Genomic DNA, 16,624 nt, shown 5'->3' with positions numbered 1-16,624 from the left:
CCCAGAACACACCGATTTGCACAGCCAAGTAAGCAGGTCGTTACTTGGCTGTTTATCTGCGTTTAATTCAATCTAATCGTGATTAGAATTGAAAACTAATACGCTCGGCATTAAGTATTTCTTGAATTTGCGCGCTGTCGGTTAACAGGTTCACAGTCATAGACTTGGTGTTGCCGAATTTAGAGAACCATTGGGTGTTAACGGTATCCAGCTTCTCAATGTCTGAACATTGGTAATGATACTCGACAGTGAACTCACCGTGCCCACCTTCTGAGTGATCATGGCCTTCATGGTCATGACCTTTGTGGTCGTCATGGTCGTGCTCTGCGTGATCATGACCTTTGTGGTCGTCATGATCGTGTTCTGCGTGATCATGGCCTTTGTGGTCGTCATGATCGTGTTCTGCGTGGTCATGGCCTTTGTGGTCGTCATGATCGTGTTCTGTGTGGTCATGGCCTTCATGGTCATCATGATCGCCTTCCAAGGTGTTCGTCACTGACTTGAACTTCAGCGTACAGCCTGCATTGTTGAAACCAAATAGCTCTTCTGGCTTATTTAATTGCGCGATAGCTTGCTCAAACACTTTCTTCTGCTCGGCAGTCTCTGGAGCATGTTCAAAGCCAACCACATCAGCACCGGGAGCTGTTACTTCAACAAGCAGCTCTTGTCCATCTTGAGCGATGTTTACTTCAACTTTACCGTGCACGTGTGCTTCGTGAGAGCGGAACTCTTCGTTAGCTAGAACATTCGCTGAGACAGTCATGCCGATAACAACGGCTAAAATAGTAGGTTTCATGTTTTTTTCCTGAATAAAGATTAATTAAAAAATAGTGGTAATTAAGCGATCTTTACAGGAGGTGAACGTGCTAGATAAGCGAAATACAGGCGCTGTAACGAAATTACTGATTCTGTGATAGTGGCAGTAAATTCTGAATGGAACTCTGGGATCTGTTGCAGTGAGTGCGCCGTAATGAACTGATTTATCGAAAACAGCTCACAATGATGTGAAGAGTGATGATCTGGGTCGATATCCACAATATGTGTCGCTGCTAACACGCTTAACATGAGCATCAGCCCAAGCAACAAGCCTGTTTTGCGTTTCACATTGTTAGGTGTGTTTTGCCACATGAGGATGATTAACCACAGAATTAAAAAAGGATACTGTTATAATATAACAATATCCTTTGGTCAGGTCTCGAAAAAGACGCGATTATCTGATTAAAGGCTGGCTTTAATCAATTCAATAACTTGCGTGACTTCTGATTCGTTGAGAGCGCCTTCTTTAACAAACAATATTTTACCTTGCTTGTCTTGAACGATAATCGCTGAGCTTTCTTCTGCTAAAGCCCATGATGACGCGACGGCTCCGTCTTCATCTAGTACCATAGAAGACCATGGAAATTCTTCTTTGCTGCTTTCGGCTGATGATTTAACGAAAGACCCCGTCCCCCAAATAGCATCATCTTGGTTGATGATGGTAGTGGTTTGGTAGCTGTCTTCTGCGAATTTCGATGCTGTAATGGCTGCCATCAGTGGTGCGTTGAGCTCTTTAGAGCTGCTGCGGCCAGCGATTGCTTGAACGACGCGAACTTTACCTAGAAGCGCGTTGGTTGCCCAAGCTTGATATCCAGTATTTCCGTCGTTTAGTACGATTTCACCATAGTTGCTAACATCGACAGCAGGCAGGGTTTCACCTACAGATAAGTTGTGAGCATTGGCAAAGAGTGGAGAGGCTGCGGCTAAAAAAGCCAGTAGAGTTTTGTTTTTCATTATATTTTTGTTCCGCTTATTGGTTTGCTCTGGAAGTATAATATGAAATTTGAAAAATGCCTCTTTAACTTTTTTATCGTACGACGTAGAAATAAGTTGCAGGCTTGTTATCAAAAGGTATAATGCATCAATATCGAGATGAACAATAGATTATCTTGCTGTTTGCTAAAGGAATTAGCGATTTAATGTGCTTTGAATACGGTGGTGTTCAGGTGCGTGACTGTAGTACTCAAATGGAATTGAGGTTGTATTATGTTAAGAAAATTTTCTACTTACCGTCCACATCAGGTGGCGCGTTTCGTTAAAGTCCTGTTCAAAGGCCAGTTTGCTATTGAAGGTATCGGAGAGTTTCGCTTCGACCAAGGCAAGGTGCTTCTTCCTGAAGTTTCAGACAAACAAAAGCTCACTATTTTTAAAGAAGTTAACGGCACAATTGCTGCACTGCCGGTGTAACTGAGCTTTATTGAATTGTCTTGTATTAAATAGATTTATAGTGAAAAAGGGCTTCCTAATTGGAAGCCCTTTTTTTATGGGTGACGTTCTAGTCGGTATGCCTAACACACATTATTGTGGAGGGAAGCACACACCCGTACCGCCCAACCCACAGTAACCGTTAGGGTTTTTTGCTAGGTATTGTTGGTGGTAGGTTTCCGCGAAAAAATATTTTCCAGCAGGTAGAACTTCCGTCGTGATCTCGTTGCCTAAAGATTCAGTCATCGCTCGTTGATATTCTTGTTTGGAATGTTCGGCGACAGCTTGCTGCTGTTCACTGAATGTGTAAATTGCCGAGCGATATTGCGTCCCCAAATCGTTGCCTTGGCGCATACCTTGAGTTGGGTCATGGCGTTCCCAAAAGGTCTCAAGTATTCGAGCTAAAGACGTTTGTTCGCTATCAAAAATGACACGAACAACTTCGGTATGACCAGTTTGCCCGCTACATACCTGCTCATAAGTAGGATTGACCGTGTACCCACCTGCGTAGCCTACGGATGTGGAGATCACGCCATCCAGTTGCCAGAACAAACGCTCAGCTCCCCAGAAGCATCCCATACCAAGTAGGACTTCTTGTTGAGAACCCGTCGGAGCATCGAGTAGGTCCGTTTGATTGACAAAATGGCGCTCAGTGATTTGGATTGGGTCAGCATTTCCCGGTAATGCGGTTGCTGCGGAAACCAGTTGTTGTTTGTTTAGCATGTTATATTCCTTTTCGCATACGTTTACCGCGTTGGCTTTTACTAACTGTAGGTTCATATCAACGGTTAGTTCATATTGACTAAGTCTTTAAATTAGACCGTGTTATTGCAGGATTTATTACAGACTCAATGCCTTTTTAGCGGTATTATTTCTTTTCACTTATTAACGTATTGATAACTTCTTCACCAATTAAACATGATAAGAAAAACTTTACCAGTTCTGATTGGCACTCTACTGTCATCGACGCTCGCTTTCGCTGACGTTTCCCTTGAAATTAAAGGGCTAGATGGAGCGCTTGAGGATAATGTTGATGCTTATCTGAGTGCGATCCCTGAAGAAGAGTATTCGGTTTCGCTAAGGTTCCAATCACGCTTGGAATCTATGATCAAAGAAGCGCTGAATGCGTTAGGTTACTACCAACCTCGCATCACATTTACTCGCGCCGAAGATGATACCGAGCTGACGGTCACGGTTGAGCAGGGAGAGCCTGTTGTTATTTATACTTCAGATATCGTTCTAACTGGTGAAGCCAAAGATGATCCTGACTTTTTGGCTTTGATCGCCAAGAGCAATCTGTCTAAAGGCTCAGTGCTTAATCATGGTAGCTATGATTCTTTGAAATCGTCGATACGTAACCTTGGATTAGCGAAAGGTTATTTCGATGGGGCTTACGATCTCAGTAAGCTCGAAGTCGCTCCCGAATTAAACCGTGCTTATGTTCGCCTTCATTATGACAGTGGTATCCGCTACCACTTTGGTACCACTCAGGTTACCGGTAGCCAGATTGAAGAAGATAAGGTGCAGTCACTCAAACCATTTGAGGATGGCGAACCTTACTCGATAACCAAAGTCGGTGAGTACAACCAAAACCTGTCCAATACGGATTGGTTCTCTTCTGTTTTTGTTGAACCTGATTTAAGCCAATTAGGCGAAGGCCGTGAAATTCCGATGAAGGTGAGTCTTGCTCCGCAAGCGCGTAACCAAATCGAAACTGGTATCGGTGTATCAACAGACCTTGGTGTAAAAGGCACCCTAAAATGGAAGAAACCTTGGGTTAACGAGAAAGGTCATAGCTTCAATAGTAGCTTGTCGATCTCCAAGCCCGAGCAGACGATTACCGCGGCTTATAAAATCCCATTGGATGACGTGCTTAATGACTACTATCAAATTAAGTACGGTATGAAGAACTTGGATAATCGAGATACCAAAAGTTTGGAGTCAAACTTAGCCTTAGAAAGATATTGGCGTCTGGATAATGGCTGGCAACGTACTGTATTTATTCGATACTTGGTCGAAAACTATGAACAAGGTTTGCAAGATGACTTAGCGCAATTCGTGTTGCCGGGTATCTCTTTCTCGCGAACTCGAACGCGTGGTGGCTCGATGCCGATGTGGGGCGATAAACAAACCATTATGTTTGAAGCGGCTGATGACACCTTATTATCGGAAACTAAGGTAGTGCGTTTTCAAGGGCAAACAGCATGGATTCGCAGCATTGGTAATAATCACCGCGGTTTAACTCGCCTTCAATTCGGCGGAAACTTTGCCGACGAGTTTGAGAAGCTGTCTCCCTCGCTAAGGTTCTTTGCCGGTGGTGATAACAGTATTCGTGGTTATGGTTATGAATCTATCTCTCCTCGTGATGAAAGTGGCGCACTAACGGGTGCAAAATTTATTGCAACCAGCTCTTTTGAATATCAATACCGATTGGTTGGGAATTGGTGGGGTGCGGCTTTCTACGATATTGGTGATGCCTTCAATGATAAACCTGAATGGAAACATGGTACCGGCGTCGGGGTTCGTTGGGCGTCGCCCGTCGGCCCTGTGAGCTTAGATTTTGCTTGGGGTCTAGATGCAGCAAAAGGTGATGAGTTCCAGTTACACTTTAGCTTAGGGCCAGAATTATGATCAAAGTGATGGGTAAATGCATAAAATGGACGTCAATTTCACTGACGTCTATTTTGCTGTTGTTGATAGCCCTGCTCGGTTTTGTTTTGTTCACCAATCCTGGATTGAATACAGTGCTATGGGGCGCTGAAAAAGCATTGCCACAACTTAAAGTAGAAAGCACTAAAGGGGCTCTTTTCCCAAGCTTTACGCTTAATAATGTTCAGTTTAAAGATGACAGCCTGCATATCGACACTAAGGTTCAAAAGCTGAACTTGGCGATTAATCCTCGTTGTTTACTCGATCCTAAACTGTGTGTTGACCGCTTAGCGATTCAAGGTTTGGATTTCGCATTTACTGAATTACCACCAGCTTCAACAGAAGAAGCAGAACCGACTCCGCCCGTGACATCAGTGAAAACACCACTACCAATCGTGATCAATCGTATTGCGTTGTCTGATATCAAACTGAATATCTTGGGTCATGAAATTGAATGGGGTTTGTTCTCAACGGCTCTAAGTATGCAGGGGGAAACGCTGACGGTATCGCCAACCTTGTTCAATGACCTAAAAGTTAAGCTCGCTGAATCGACAGAAGAACCGCAAACAGAAACGGTAGAACCAGAGGCTGCCACTAAAACGGCTATCGAGTTGCCTGAAGTCTTAATTCCTTTGCAGATTGTACTTGAGCGTTTTGATCTCAACAATTTCACTTTAGAACAAGAAACACCGATTGTGGTGAACCACCTTGGACTAGAAGCTCGAGCGGGGAAACATACGGTAGATGTTTCTACTCTCGAACTCGATATGCCACAAGTAAGCGCGAATTTAGCGACGAAGGTTGAGCTCAAGGATGGTTATCCGCTAGAACTTTCTTTGGATGCGTTAGTGAAAGAAACCGACCTCGCTGGTCAGAAATTATCGCTGAAAGCACAAGGCAGCGTGGCTAAGCTGCACTTAGATTCTCAGTTTTCTGAATTGATTGAGGCACAACTGTCTGGGGACATTCAACCTTTAGATCCGACTCTGCCATTTGACCTTCTATTAGAGGGAGGTAAAGCGCAATGGCCTTTGACAGGTAAAAGTGACTACCAAGCTGTGATTGAGAAATTCAAAGCCGATGGTTCATTAGATGGTTTTAATGTGCAGCTTAAAGGTAAAGGAGATGGTAAGGAGATACCTGCGTTAGCCATCGACCTGCAAGGCAAAGGCACCACAGAACAGATTGAACTTGAACGCTTGAAACTGAATACCTTGGGTGGCGAACTCAATGGTGTAGTCAAAGCGAACTGGAAGAAGCTCGTTAATTGGCAAGCCGATGTGACGCTCAAAGACATACAACCGGGTCTACAGTGGCCAGAAGCCGAGGGTAACATTAGCGGAAGCATCGTCACTTCGGGTGAGTTGACGGAAGCGGGTGGTTGGGCGATTGAACTGCCTAAGCTCGATATTGAAGGGATCTTGCGAGAATACCCTCTGGATATCGAAGGGCAGTTGTCAGCGTCTGATCGCAGCGCGAGCGGTGAACCTAAACTGAAAACCAGTGGTTTGAGTTTAGCTCATGGTGTTAACTCGATTAAGGCGCTGGGTGAGCTTGATAAGCAATGGGACATGGGTGTTGAGATCTTCTTCCCTGAGCTCGCAAAAAGTATTCCCGAGTTGAAAGGCAGAGTGATCGGTAGCATCCAATTGAGCGGCCCAACGAAAGAGCCTGAAGTCGATCTTGCTTTGAATGTTGATAAGGTCGATTGGAATAGCGAGGCGACACTGGAATCCTTGTCGCTCAATGGCTCTGTGGTTCCACTGCCATTACCTGAAGCTCAAGCTGATCTTGTACTAAAAGCCAAGAACTTAACCTATCAAGATCAAAGCGTTGAAAGCATCGACTTAACGGTGAGTGGTGGTGAGAAGAAGCATACCGTGACACTTGATGTGATATCCGACATCGTGTCTACAAGTTTAGCGATTTCCGGTGAGTTGATTCAAAAGCCTTCTCTTATTTGGGATGGGTCGTTAGACAGAGTCAAAATTACCACTCAGCAGGGGCCTTGGGTATTAGATCAACCTGTCGCAATTAAGGCGGATGTCGATAGTCAGTTTGCTGATGTCCAAGCACACTGTTGGAAGCAATCGGGTTCGAGTGTGTGTCTGGATGAAGACGTGCGTGTCGGAAAGTCGGGTGAGGCCAAACTGGCGATCAACCAATTCGATTTCGAACAGATTAAAGCTTTTGTGCCTAAAGAAACACAACTACAGGGCTTAGTGAATGCGACCGCTCATGCTAAGTGGTCGGAACAAGGTGAACCAGAGGTGACGGTTAGCGTCGATATGCCGAAAGGTCAGGTTGTTCAGCAAGTTGGTGAGCCAATCACACTAGGTTGGGAAAGCGTTGCATTGAATGCACAGCTGAAAGACAACCAACTGAACGCCGACTTTAAACTGGATGTGTCTGATAATGGCGACTTGTCTGGCACGGTGTCGCTACCGGATATCCTTGCTGAAGACAAAATGGTTGATGCGGCAATTAAGCTGACAACGTTCCATCTGGATTTTTTACAGCCGATTCTTGGTGAATACAGCCTATTGAAGGCGGATCTTGAGAGTGATTTAAAAGTAAAAGGCTCTTTGATGCATCCTCAAGTCTTTGGTCAATTCTCTGTTGATGGTATTCAAGTCAAAGGCGATGTCACGCCAGTCGATATTAAAGATGGCCGTATTGACCTCGACTTTGACGGTTACAGTGCGAAGTTAGATGCCAATGTTGAAACACCGGATGGTCACCTTGATATCGAAGGCTCTGGGGATTGGCAGGATCTTCAAGCATGGCACTCTAATGTCAGAGTGTTTGCCGACGAGTTGATGGTTGTTATCCCGCCTATGGTTAAGGTGAAGGTTGTTCCCGACATGACCATTGATGTCACGCCAGAGCTTGCGAAAATAACCGGTGACATTGCATTACCATGGGGACGTATTGTTGTTGAAGACTTGCCACCATCAGCGGTTGGTGTGTCCTCTGATCAAGTTATCTTGAATAAAGATCTTGAGCCAGAAAATGAAGATACGATTCCGTTCAATGTGATGACCAATATTAACATCTCCATTGGTGATGACTTTAAATTGTCAGCGTTCGGTCTTGAAGGCGACTTGGTTGGTAAGCTCAATGTGGCTCAAAAAGACCAAGGTCCATTCATTACCGGTGAAGTGAACATCGTCGATGGTACTTACCAATCATTCGGACAAGACCTGTTGATCGAAGAGGGCAAGATTCTAATGAATGGTCCGCCGGATCAGCCATACGTAGCAATCAATGCGATACGTAACCCAGATAATACTCAGGATGATGTGACCGCAGGTATTCGAGTGACAGGCCCTGCGACAGAGCCGACCATCGAGATTTATTCTGACCCAGCGATGCCTCAAGCGAATGCGCTGTCTTATATATTGCGTGGCCAAGATATCGACGGCGAGTCGAGCGGTTCGATGACAACCACCTTAATTGGCTTGAGCTTGGCGAAGAGCGGTAAAGTTGTCGGCGAAATCGGTGAAGCGTTTGGTGTGCAAGATTTACAACTGGATACTGCAGGTTCTGGGGATGACTCACAAGTAACGGTAAGTGGCTACATTCTGCCTGGCTTACAAGTGAAATATGGCGTGGGTATCTTCAACTCGTTAGGTGAATTTACTGTTCGTTATCGATTGATGCAGGACCTCTATGTTGAAGCTGTATCGGGCCTAGACAGTGCCGTAGATCTTCTTTATCAATTCGAATTCGAGTAAAGAAGTTTGAATAAAACAATTTGAGTTCGAGTAGATAATGTTTCAGCCATTCATCGAAGTAAAAGTATGAAGGGCTTGTGGAGGGTTTATGGAGCATCTTGTGTTCGTCTATGGCACGTTGAGAGAAGGCCAGTCTAATCACCACTATTTGCAGCATTGTGAGTTGTTGGGGCGCTTTGATACACCAGAGTCATTTGCTCTTTTTGATTTAGGTGCCTATCCGGCGATGATTTTTGGAAAGAAAAGTGTCGCTGGCGAGGTCTATATCATTAACGACGAAATTTTGGAGTCGCTCGATCGGCTAGAAGATGTTCCTGTTGAGTATCGTCGCGAGCAAATAGAGACTATATTTGGATTAGCATGGGTATATTTGTATCAGCTTGATCTAACAGCTAATAAAGAAATACTTTCGGGTGACTGGTGTAAGCGGAACAACCCGCTATAGTGAATGAACTACTGGAAGCATTCTGACGTAATAGCTAAAAGTCTCAATGTACGAGCTAGTCTTTTCCATCAGGAGGAAATTATGAAATATATATTATTGGTGCTATCAGTAATGCTATTTGGTTGTGCGCAAACTCCGCCACCAACATCAATGAACACGACCGATTGGCAGAGCTTTGGCGAAGAAATGGCGCTGAAAGGAAAAACCAAACAGACTGAAGCAAGTTTGGCTGAAGCCGCGTCTTCACCATCAATTGATGCAAACTTGTATGCCGCTTATGGCCAAGGTTACGAAGTGGGTAAAACTCAGTATTGTTCTCAGAATCCAAGAGCGCTAGGGCGTCGTGGTGAAACCTATCTTGGGATTTGTGATGACATCGATAAATGGTTCCGCTTCAACTATGAACGAGGTGCTGAATCGAAATTTGATGTTCGATAATTCAATGAATAAACAAAAAGCCAGCATGTGAATGCTGGCTTTTTTAATGGTGTTATTTTGAGAAATAAACGAGAGGATTAGTCTTGGTTAAGCTCAAGAAATTCTTCTACCTTACGAACCATGTCTGTTGAGCCAACAAAGAAAGGTACACGTTGGTGTAACTCTGTTGGTTTGATATCCATGATACGTTGAACACCGTCTGAAGCGATACCACCAGCCTGTTCCATAAGGAAAGCAATTGGGTTGCACTCATAAAGCAAACGCAACTTACCTTGAGGGTGGCTTTGTGTACTTGGGTATAAGTAGATGCCGCCTTTTAGCAGGTTACGGTGGAAATCTGATACTAGAGAACCAATGTAACGAGAAGTATAAGGGCGGTTGTCACTCGGCTCATCTTCTTGGCAGTACTTGATGTACTTTTTAACACCCGTTGGGAAGCGGAAGTAGTTACCTTCGTTGATCGAGTAAATCTTGCCTTCATCAGGGATCATCATGTTTTCATGAGATAGACAGAAGGTACCCAGTGATGGGTCGTAGGTGAAACCATTTACACCAGCACCTGTTGTGTAAACAAGCATGGTTGAAGAACCGTAAATTACGTAACCCGCGGCAACTTGCTTGTGCCCAGGTTGTAGGAAATCTTCTTGTGTTGGCGGAGTACCAATCGGTGATACTCGACGGTAGATAGAGAAGATTGTACCAACCGATACATTCACATCGATGTTTGAAGAACCATCAAGTGGATCCATCAGCACGACGTATTTTGCGTTTTTGTTGAGCTCTTTATTGAAGGCAACGGCTTCGTCTTCTTCTTCACTCGCAACACCACAAACTTGGTCTCGGGCTTCAAGTGCAGCTTTAAACTTGTCGTTCGCGTATAGGTCTAGCTTTTGTTGCTCTTCACCTTGAACGTTGTCTGTACCAACAGCGCCAGTAATGTCGACAAGACCTGCTTTGTTAATTTCGCGGTTAACAATTTTCGCAGCAAGACGAATTGATGACAAAAGGGATGATAGATCACCGCTTGCATGGGGGAAGTCATTTTGTTTTGCAACAATGAATTCACCAAGGGTGCGCATCTCAGACATGTTATTTCCTTAAACTTCTCTGAATATTAGGGGGGATTTGAGCACTGTAGAATTAGCCTCTTATATGGGCTTTATTCATCTAGACGCTTACCTAAATTCTAAAGGTTAGATCTTTTTAATGGTAATGAACTAAGCGACACAGATCTCACTTACTATGTCGACTAAATTTGTTTTGCATTGTGGCTCGCTTTTAATCGCCATTTAATGATAATGAGTGCAAGTAGTTTGATTTAGACATGGCTCATTTAGCCAAGCGTTTGGAAGCAATATATGCATATTCATATCTTAGGAATTTGTGGCACCTTCATGGGTGGTGCTGCGGTATTGGCTCGTCAATTAGGTCACAAGGTTACTGGTAGTGACGCGAATGTTTATCCTCCAATGAGCACCTTGTTGGAGTCCCAGGGGATTGAGATTATTGAAGGGTTCGACCCGAGCCAATTAGAACCAAGACCTGACTTAGTGGTCATTGGCAATGCGATGAGTCGTGGTAACCCGTGTGTTGAGTATGTATTGGATAACAACCTTAGATACACTTCTGGGCCGCAGTGGTTGCAAGAGTTCTTGTTGCATGACCGTTGGGTTCTGGCGGTATCGGGAACGCATGGCAAGACAACAACATCGAGCATGCTGGCTTGGATCCTTGAAGACTGCGGTTACGCACCGGGCTTTCTTGTCGGTGGTGTGCTTGGTAATTTTGGTATCTCAGCTCGCATTGGTGAAAGTATGTTCTTCGTGGTTGAAGCCGATGAATACGACAGCGCTTTCTTTGATAAGCGATCTAAGTTTGTTCATTACCACCCAAGAACGTTAGTGATGAACAATCTCGAATTCGATCATGCAGATATCTTTGATGATCTTGAGGCAATCAAGCGACAGTTCCATCATTTGGTTCGCACTGTACCAAGTAATGGCCGTATTTTCTCACCGAAGCAAGACACCGCGATCCAAGATGTGTTATCTCGTGGCTGCTGGAGTGAAACTGAGTCGAGTGGTGAACTCGGTGATTGGGATGCCAAGAAACTGGTTAAAGACGGCTCTAAATTTGAGGTGTACTTCCAAGGTGAATGTGTTGGAACCGTAGATTGGGATTTGGTTGGCGATCATAACGTCAACAATGCTTTGATGGCGATTGCGGCGGCAAGACATGTTGGTGTCACACCTGACTTAGGGTGCGAATCACTGGCGAGGTTCATTAATACCAAGCGTCGCTTAGAGTTTAAAGGTGAAGTGGCAGGCGTTTCTGTCTATGACGATTTTGCTCATCACCCTACAGCGATTGAACTTACGCTGGGCGGCTTACGTAATAAGGTCGACACAAAGAAAATCATTGCCGTTTTAGAGCCTCGTTCTGCCACCATGAAGCGTGGTGTTCACAAAGAAACTTTGGCTGATTCGCTTAAGCTGGCGGATTCTACCTACTTATTCCAGCCGGATAACATTGATTGGTCTGTACAAGAGGTTGCCGATGCATGCCATCAACTCGCGCACGTAAGTGATGACATGGATGCATTCGTTGCTAGAATTGTCTCAGAGGCACAAGCGGGCGACCAAATCTTGGTAATGAGTAACGGTGGATTTGGTGGCATTCATCAAAAACTGTTGGATGGTTTGGCACTCAAAGGCTAACTGATCCAAGACCTTATAATTTGAAGTAATTGAGAACATGACAAAACACGATAAAGCTATAACCCTCGCTTTCACGGGCGCATCTGGTGCGCCTTATGGACTGCGTTTACTTGAATGCCTATTGGCGGCAGATTATCAGGTCTATTTGCTGATATCGTCGGCAGCGCGAGTGGTGTTGGCGACAGAGCATGAACTTAAGTTACCTGCTGGGCCTGACGCAGCGAAACAAGCTCTGGTTAAGCATTTAGGTTGCGACCCGGAAAAGCTGGTGGTGTGTGGCAAAGATGATTGGTTCTCACCGGTTGCCTCTGGTTCTGCAGCACCGAAGCAGATGGTCGTTTGTCCATGTTCTGCGGGAAGCTTGGCATCTATTGCTCATGGCCTATCAGATAACCTGATCGAGCGAGCAGCAGACGTGGTTATGAAAGAGCTAGGCCAGCTGTTGTTGGTGGTTCGTGAGACGCCATTTTCTACGCTGCATCTAGAGAACATGCACAAGCTCTCGACCATGGGCGTGACGATCATGCCTGCGGCTCCGGGTTTTTATCACCAACCTAAGTCGATCGAAGATCTAGTCGATTTTATGGTGGCGCGTATTTTGGACCATCTTGGTATTGAGCAAGGTTTAGTGCCACGTTGGGGTTACGATCAACGTAATTGATCCAAACTTGATAGCTTATTGTTAAAATTCGAATTACAATTCTGAACACTCATCGGGGAGCAAACCATTCAAATAATGAATGCGAGCTGAGATCAAGCAAGTGCTTGGGACCCGTAAACCTGAACCAGATAATGCTGGCGTAGGAATTGAGTTAGGAACAACTTCTACCGTTCTCCTCCCTCAAACCTGTGCCGCTCAGACCATGGAGAGCGTCCAGTGAAATTCACATTAACAACCCTTGCTGTTACTACAGCCATCTCTTTTTCTGCCGTTGCTGCAGACAATACTCTAACTGTATATACCTATGATTCTTTTGCTGCGGATTGGGGCCCTCGTCCTGCCGTTGAAAAAGCATTCGAAGAAAAGTGTGGCTGTGATGTGAATTTTGTCGCGCTAGAAGATGGCGTGTCTATTCTTAACCGCTTGCGTCTTGAAGGTGGTAATAGCAAAGCAGACATCGTGTTAGGCCTAGATAACAATCTAATGGCTGAGGCGAAAGCGACAGGCTTATTAGCTGAGCACAGTGTTGATACGTCATCAGTGACACTTCCTAACGGCTGGAACGACAGCACTTTTGTTCCTTATGATTTTGGTTACTTTGCGTTTATCTATAACAAAGAGAAATTAGCAAATCCGCCTAAGAGTTTGAAAGAATTGGTTGAGCAGCGTGACGATCTCAAGGTTATCTACCAAGACCCACGTACTTCAACGCCAGGTCAAGGCATGATGCTATGGATGAAGTCTGTTTACGGTGATGAAGCGACAGCCGCGTGGAAGAAGCTCGCTCAGAAAACGGTTACTGTGACTAAAGGTTGGTCTGAAGCTTACTCTATGTTCTTAGAAGGCGAGTCGGACTTAGTCTTGTCTTACACAACTTCTCCGGCTTACCACATCATTGCAGAAAGTGATTCTAAGTACGCAGCAGCAAACTTTGAAGAAGGTCATTACACTCAAGTGGAAGTGGCAGCTAAGGTTAAAGGCAGCAAGAACGAGAAACTTGCTGATGAGTTTATGGCGTTTATTCTAAGTGACGAATTCCAATCAGCGATGCCAACGGGCAACTGGATGTACCCAGTGACTGACATCGAACTACCAAAAGGGTTCGAGCAGTTAACGGTACCGCAGAAAGCTCTGAGCTTTACGCCTGAAGAAATTGCAGCTAAGCGCAAGCCTTGGATCCGTGAATGGCAGAGTGCGCTTACGTTCTAACTTAGCTTTCTAGCTTAATTGTCTAAAGATTAGCTTTCTAACTTTCTGTATTTAAAGGTTCGCTCGATATATTTTGAGCGGACTATTTACGGTAAAAATCAATTTATGATAAAGAAAACACCTAAGGTCGGGATCTGGGTTGCGATACTCATTACCGCCTTCGTGGTTTCAGCAGTTGGGGCATTGCTTAGCAATGCCCCTTCTCTTGATATCAGCCAAGTATGGTCCGATCCTTACTATTGGCATGTAACGAAATTCAGTTTTTATCAAGCAACACTCTCAACGGTACTGAGTGTTGGCTTTGCGATACCCATTGCTCACGCTCTGTGTCGCAGGCAATTTTTTGGGCGATCTCTGTTGTTAAGGCTGTTCGCGTCGACTTTGGTTCTGCCCGTGTTGGTCGGTGTCTTTGGCTTGCTCGCGATTTATGGCAACAGTGGTTGGTTAGCTAAATTTTTGGCTAACTTCGACATTGAATTACCATTCTCGATTTATGGTTTGAATGGCATTTTGCTGGCGCACGTTTTCTTTAATCTGCCTTATGCTAGCCGTTTACTTTTACAAGCTTTGGATACCGTGCCTGCCGAGCAACACAAGCTGTGTGCTCATTTGGGCATGAGCCATTGGAATAAATTTAAATGGGTCGAATGGCCGAGGCTAAGACAACAACTACCACATGTTTGTGGTTTGGTCTTCATGCTGTGCTTCACCAGCTTTGCGACAGTGATGGCTCTTGGTGGAGGTCCGAAATCGACCACCATTGAACTAGCCATCTATCAAGCGATTAAATTCGATTTTGACTTACAGGCCGGTGCATTACTCGCAATATGGCAAATGCTACTGTGTGGTGTGTTAGCAGTGAGTATTCAGCGCTTATCTAAGCCTATCTCCGTGACAGCCAGCCAGCTGTCGGAAGAGAAATATTTGGTTAAGGACAGCTGGTGGTCAAAAGCTTGGGATAGCTTTTGGATCATCGTAGTCTCAATGCTGGTATTGCCGCCATTAGCCATGGTTATCTTTAGTGGTATTAACTCTCAAGCTTTGACGGTGCTCAGCAGTGAACCGTTTTGGGCGGCGTTAATGACCTCGGTGCGTGTCGCTTCCTTGGCCAGTGTTATCGCCGTTTTTATTGGTATTGCGATACTGCTGACCAGTCGTGCATGGCGCTTGCAGAATAAGAATTTTCGAGCCGATAAAATCGAGCTGATTGGCACTATTATCTTAGTAACACCGGGGCTCGTGATCAGTACTGGTCTCTTCTTATTGCTGCGTTCATTTACCGATGTGTTCAGCTTGGCTTTCTTTATTGTGATCGCCGTGAACAGCTTGATGGCGCTGCCTTACGTGATTAAAACCTTGGCTCAACCTATGTTGCATCTGTCTCAGCAGTATCAATATGTGTGTGCAAGCTTAGGGATGACGGGTTTCACCCGATTTAGGCTGGTGGAATGGCGAGCATTACGTAAACCTATGGCGCACGCATTCTCGATTAGCTTCATGCTTGCAATGGGAGATTTAAGTGCGATTGCCTTGTTTGGCAGTCATGATTTTAGAACACTACCTTTGTATCTATTCCAATTGCTAGGCAGCTATCAGATGGAAGCCGCAGCCGTTGTTTCGGTAAGTCTGCTGTTGTTGAGTGTCGGTAGTTTTAGTCTGATTGAATTTTTATTTACTCGAACCTCAAATCTCAATGCTAAAAAGTTAAGGAACCGATGATGTTAGTGATGAAAGATGTGGACTACCACTATCACCGAGAGTTGTTTAGTTTTGATTTTCAAGCAGAGCAGGGCGACATTGTTGCATTGATGGGGCCTAGTGGTGCGGGTAAATCAACGCTGCTGGCGCTGGTTGCTGGTTTTATTGAGCCAACATCGGGTGAGATCTCGGTAGCAGGGCAATCTTTGATAGGTAAAGAGGCGCATCAACGCCCATTGGCTATGCTGTTTCAAGAACATAATCTGTTTGCCCACCTTACTGTACGTGAAAATATTGGTTTAGGGCTGCATCCAGGGTTAAAGCTTACTACAACCCAAAAGCTTGAAGTTGAGCAAGCAGCCGCACAAGTTGGAGTCGCGGAGTATTTGGATAGATTGCCGGAGCATTTATCGGGCGGTCAACGTCAGCGCGTTGCGCTAGCTCGATGTTTTGTACAGCCGCATGATATTTGGCTGCTTGATGAACCTTTTTCAGCGCTTGATCCTTTGCTTCGTGAGGAGATGCTTAGCTTAGTGAAGCGATTAGCAGCAGAGCGAAACATTACTGTTTTGATGGTGACACACCACTTAGGTGATGCGCGCAGTATCGCGAACAAGTTTGTGTTTGTGGCACTGGGTAAGGTTTTAGTCGAAGACTCGATAGATGCGCTAACTGCCGATCACCCACAAGGTGAATTGAGTTCCTTTGTTCGGGCAGGAGAATAACGGCTGAGTCCTGATATTGAATACTTCTTGATATTGAATACTTCTTGATATTGAGAGCGTCGAATACAAAAAGACCTAGCATGCGCTAGGTCTTTTGTTATTTT

Annotated in this window: 15 protein-coding genes and 1 riboswitch; of the genes, 10 read left to right on the top strand and 5 right to left on the bottom strand. The window is 44.9% G+C overall.

What is annotated here, in order from left to right; all coding sequences use genetic code 11:
• Nucleotides 1–82: 82 nt before the first annotated feature.
• From OW495_RS20760 to OW495_RS20750, 3 genes are all read right to left on the bottom strand, one after another.
• Entirely contained in the window at nt 83–796 is a 714-nt protein-coding gene (locus OW495_RS20760; protein WP_289888089.1) for a DUF2796 domain-containing protein, read from the bottom strand.
• Nucleotides 797–837: 41 nt separating this feature from the next.
• Nucleotides 838–1,128: a DUF2607 family protein gene (locus OW495_RS20755; RefSeq protein ID WP_289888088.1), complete on the bottom strand. Its 291-nt coding sequence runs from the start codon at nt 1,126–1,128 to the stop codon at nt 838–840.
• Between the two features lie 90 nt (nt 1,129–1,218).
• On the bottom strand, nt 1,219–1,770 hold the full coding sequence (locus tag OW495_RS20750) for a YtfJ family protein (RefSeq protein WP_017107748.1): 552 nt from the start codon (nt 1,768–1,770) through the stop codon (nt 1,219–1,221).
• A 252-nt stretch (nt 1,771–2,022) separates the two neighbouring features.
• On the opposite strand from OW495_RS20750, the gene OW495_RS20745 reads away from it, so the two are divergent.
• A complete protein-coding gene (locus OW495_RS20745) occupies nt 2,023–2,223 on the top strand; it encodes a DUF1107 family protein (protein WP_004735283.1) in 201 nt (66 codons plus the stop codon).
• A 111-nt stretch (nt 2,224–2,334) separates the two neighbouring features.
• Here the strand turns inward: OW495_RS20745 and msrA are convergent, their stop codons facing one another.
• The gene (gene msrA, locus OW495_RS20740; protein ID WP_102268863.1) at nt 2,335–2,964 is read right to left on the bottom strand and encodes a peptide-methionine (S)-S-oxide reductase MsrA; all 630 of its coding nucleotides are present in this window, start codon (nt 2,962–2,964) and stop codon (nt 2,335–2,337) included.
• A 195-nt stretch (nt 2,965–3,159) separates the two neighbouring features.
• Between msrA and OW495_RS20735 the strand changes: the two genes are divergently transcribed.
• The 4 genes from OW495_RS20735 to OW495_RS20720 all read left to right on the top strand — a co-directional run bounded on the left by OW495_RS20735 (nt 3,160) and on the right by OW495_RS20720 (nt 9,510).
• Nucleotides 3,160–4,872 carry an autotransporter assembly complex family protein gene (locus OW495_RS20735; protein WP_102514357.1) on the top strand — a complete coding sequence of 571 codons (1,713 nt, stop codon included), beginning with the start codon at nt 3,160–3,162 and terminating at the stop codon, nt 4,870–4,872.
• A complete protein-coding gene (locus OW495_RS20730) occupies nt 4,869–8,627 on the top strand; it encodes a translocation/assembly module TamB domain-containing protein (protein WP_102514356.1) in 3,759 nt (1,252 codons plus the stop codon). The genes OW495_RS20735 and OW495_RS20730 overlap by 4 nt, the downstream gene beginning before the upstream one ends.
• Before the next feature lie 88 nt (nt 8,628–8,715).
• On the top strand, nt 8,716–9,072 hold the full coding sequence (locus OW495_RS20725; protein WP_102514355.1) for a gamma-glutamylcyclotransferase: 357 nt from the start codon (nt 8,716–8,718) through the stop codon (nt 9,070–9,072).
• Nucleotides 9,073–9,153: 81 nt separating this feature from the next.
• Nucleotides 9,154–9,510 carry a DUF2799 domain-containing protein gene (locus tag OW495_RS20720; RefSeq protein WP_065112004.1) on the top strand — a complete coding sequence of 119 codons (357 nt, stop codon included), beginning with the start codon at nt 9,154–9,156 and terminating at the stop codon, nt 9,508–9,510.
• A 77-nt stretch (nt 9,511–9,587) separates the two neighbouring features.
• On the opposite strand, the gene fbp is transcribed toward OW495_RS20720, so the two are convergent.
• Nucleotides 9,588–10,598, bottom strand: a complete 1,011-nt coding sequence (gene fbp / locus OW495_RS20715) for a class 1 fructose-bisphosphatase (RefSeq protein WP_017107754.1) — start codon at nt 10,596–10,598, stop codon at nt 9,588–9,590.
• A 270-nt stretch (nt 10,599–10,868) separates the two neighbouring features.
• Between fbp and mpl the strand changes: the two genes are divergently transcribed.
• From mpl to thiQ, 5 genes are all read left to right on the top strand, one after another.
• Complete coding sequence (gene mpl / locus OW495_RS20710) at nt 10,869–12,227, top strand: UDP-N-acetylmuramate:L-alanyl-gamma-D-glutamyl-meso-diaminopimelate ligase (protein WP_289888078.1); 1,359 nt, start codon at nt 10,869–10,871, stop codon at nt 12,225–12,227.
• A gap of 37 nt (nt 12,228–12,264) precedes the next feature.
• Nucleotides 12,265–12,888, top strand: a complete 624-nt coding sequence (locus OW495_RS20705; RefSeq protein ID WP_102514353.1) for a flavin prenyltransferase UbiX — start codon at nt 12,265–12,267, stop codon at nt 12,886–12,888.
• Nucleotides 12,889–12,931: 43 nt separating this feature from the next.
• Nucleotides 12,932–13,051: riboswitch (TPP riboswitch) on the top strand.
• A gap of 53 nt (nt 13,052–13,104) precedes the next feature.
• Nucleotides 13,105–14,097, top strand: a complete 993-nt coding sequence (gene thiB / locus OW495_RS20700; RefSeq protein ID WP_102514352.1) for a thiamine ABC transporter substrate binding subunit — start codon at nt 13,105–13,107, stop codon at nt 14,095–14,097.
• A 105-nt stretch (nt 14,098–14,202) separates the two neighbouring features.
• Complete coding sequence (gene thiP / locus OW495_RS20695) at nt 14,203–15,816, top strand: thiamine/thiamine pyrophosphate ABC transporter permease ThiP (RefSeq protein ID WP_102514351.1); 1,614 nt, start codon at nt 14,203–14,205, stop codon at nt 15,814–15,816.
• Nucleotides 15,816–16,520 (top strand): thiamine ABC transporter ATP-binding protein, encoded by a 705-nt coding sequence (gene thiQ, locus OW495_RS20690; protein WP_065104184.1) that lies wholly within the window; start codon nt 15,816–15,818, stop codon nt 16,518–16,520. The genes thiP and thiQ overlap by 1 nt, the downstream gene beginning before the upstream one ends.
• Nucleotides 16,521–16,624: the final 104 nt, after the last annotated feature.

The organism is Vibrio sp. 14N.309.X.WAT.E.F5 (assembly GCF_030397615.1).
Lineage (GTDB): Bacteria > Pseudomonadota > Gammaproteobacteria > Enterobacterales > Vibrionaceae > Vibrio > Vibrio lentus.
This window is presented reverse-complemented; position numbering and strand designations above follow the sequence as displayed.

What these genes read in the sequence shown, in the direction of transcription:
- fbp (WP_017107754.1), bottom strand. Translation starts at nt 10,598, where the DNA reads ATGTCTGAGATGCGCACCCTTGGTGAATTCATTGTTGCAAAACAAAAT.
- OW495_RS20730 (WP_102514356.1), top strand. Translation starts at nt 4,869, where the DNA reads ATGATCAAAGTGATGGGTAAATGCATAAAATGGACGTCAATTTCACTG.
- OW495_RS20725 (WP_102514355.1), top strand. Translation starts at nt 8,716, where the DNA reads ATGGAGCATCTTGTGTTCGTCTATGGCACGTTGAGAGAAGGCCAGTCT.
- OW495_RS20755 (WP_289888088.1), bottom strand. Translation starts at nt 1,128, where the DNA reads ATGTGGCAAAACACACCTAACAATGTGAAACGCAAAACAGGCTTGTTG.
- OW495_RS20705 (WP_102514353.1), top strand. Translation starts at nt 12,265, where the DNA reads ATGACAAAACACGATAAAGCTATAACCCTCGCTTTCACGGGCGCATCT.
- mpl (WP_289888078.1), top strand. Translation starts at nt 10,869, where the DNA reads ATGCATATTCATATCTTAGGAATTTGTGGCACCTTCATGGGTGGTGCT.
- OW495_RS20745 (WP_004735283.1), top strand. Translation starts at nt 2,023, where the DNA reads ATGTTAAGAAAATTTTCTACTTACCGTCCACATCAGGTGGCGCGTTTC.
- msrA (WP_102268863.1), bottom strand. Translation starts at nt 2,964, where the DNA reads ATGCTAAACAAACAACAACTGGTTTCCGCAGCAACCGCATTACCGGGA.
- OW495_RS20760 (WP_289888089.1), bottom strand. Translation starts at nt 796, where the DNA reads ATGAAACCTACTATTTTAGCCGTTGTTATCGGCATGACTGTCTCAGCG.
- OW495_RS20735 (WP_102514357.1), top strand. Translation starts at nt 3,160, where the DNA reads ATGATAAGAAAAACTTTACCAGTTCTGATTGGCACTCTACTGTCATCG.
- thiP (WP_102514351.1), top strand. Translation starts at nt 14,203, where the DNA reads ATGATAAAGAAAACACCTAAGGTCGGGATCTGGGTTGCGATACTCATT.
- thiQ (WP_065104184.1), top strand. Translation starts at nt 15,816, where the DNA reads ATGTTAGTGATGAAAGATGTGGACTACCACTATCACCGAGAGTTGTTT.
- OW495_RS20720 (WP_065112004.1), top strand. Translation starts at nt 9,154, where the DNA reads ATGAAATATATATTATTGGTGCTATCAGTAATGCTATTTGGTTGTGCG.
- OW495_RS20750 (WP_017107748.1), bottom strand. Translation starts at nt 1,770, where the DNA reads ATGAAAAACAAAACTCTACTGGCTTTTTTAGCCGCAGCCTCTCCACTC.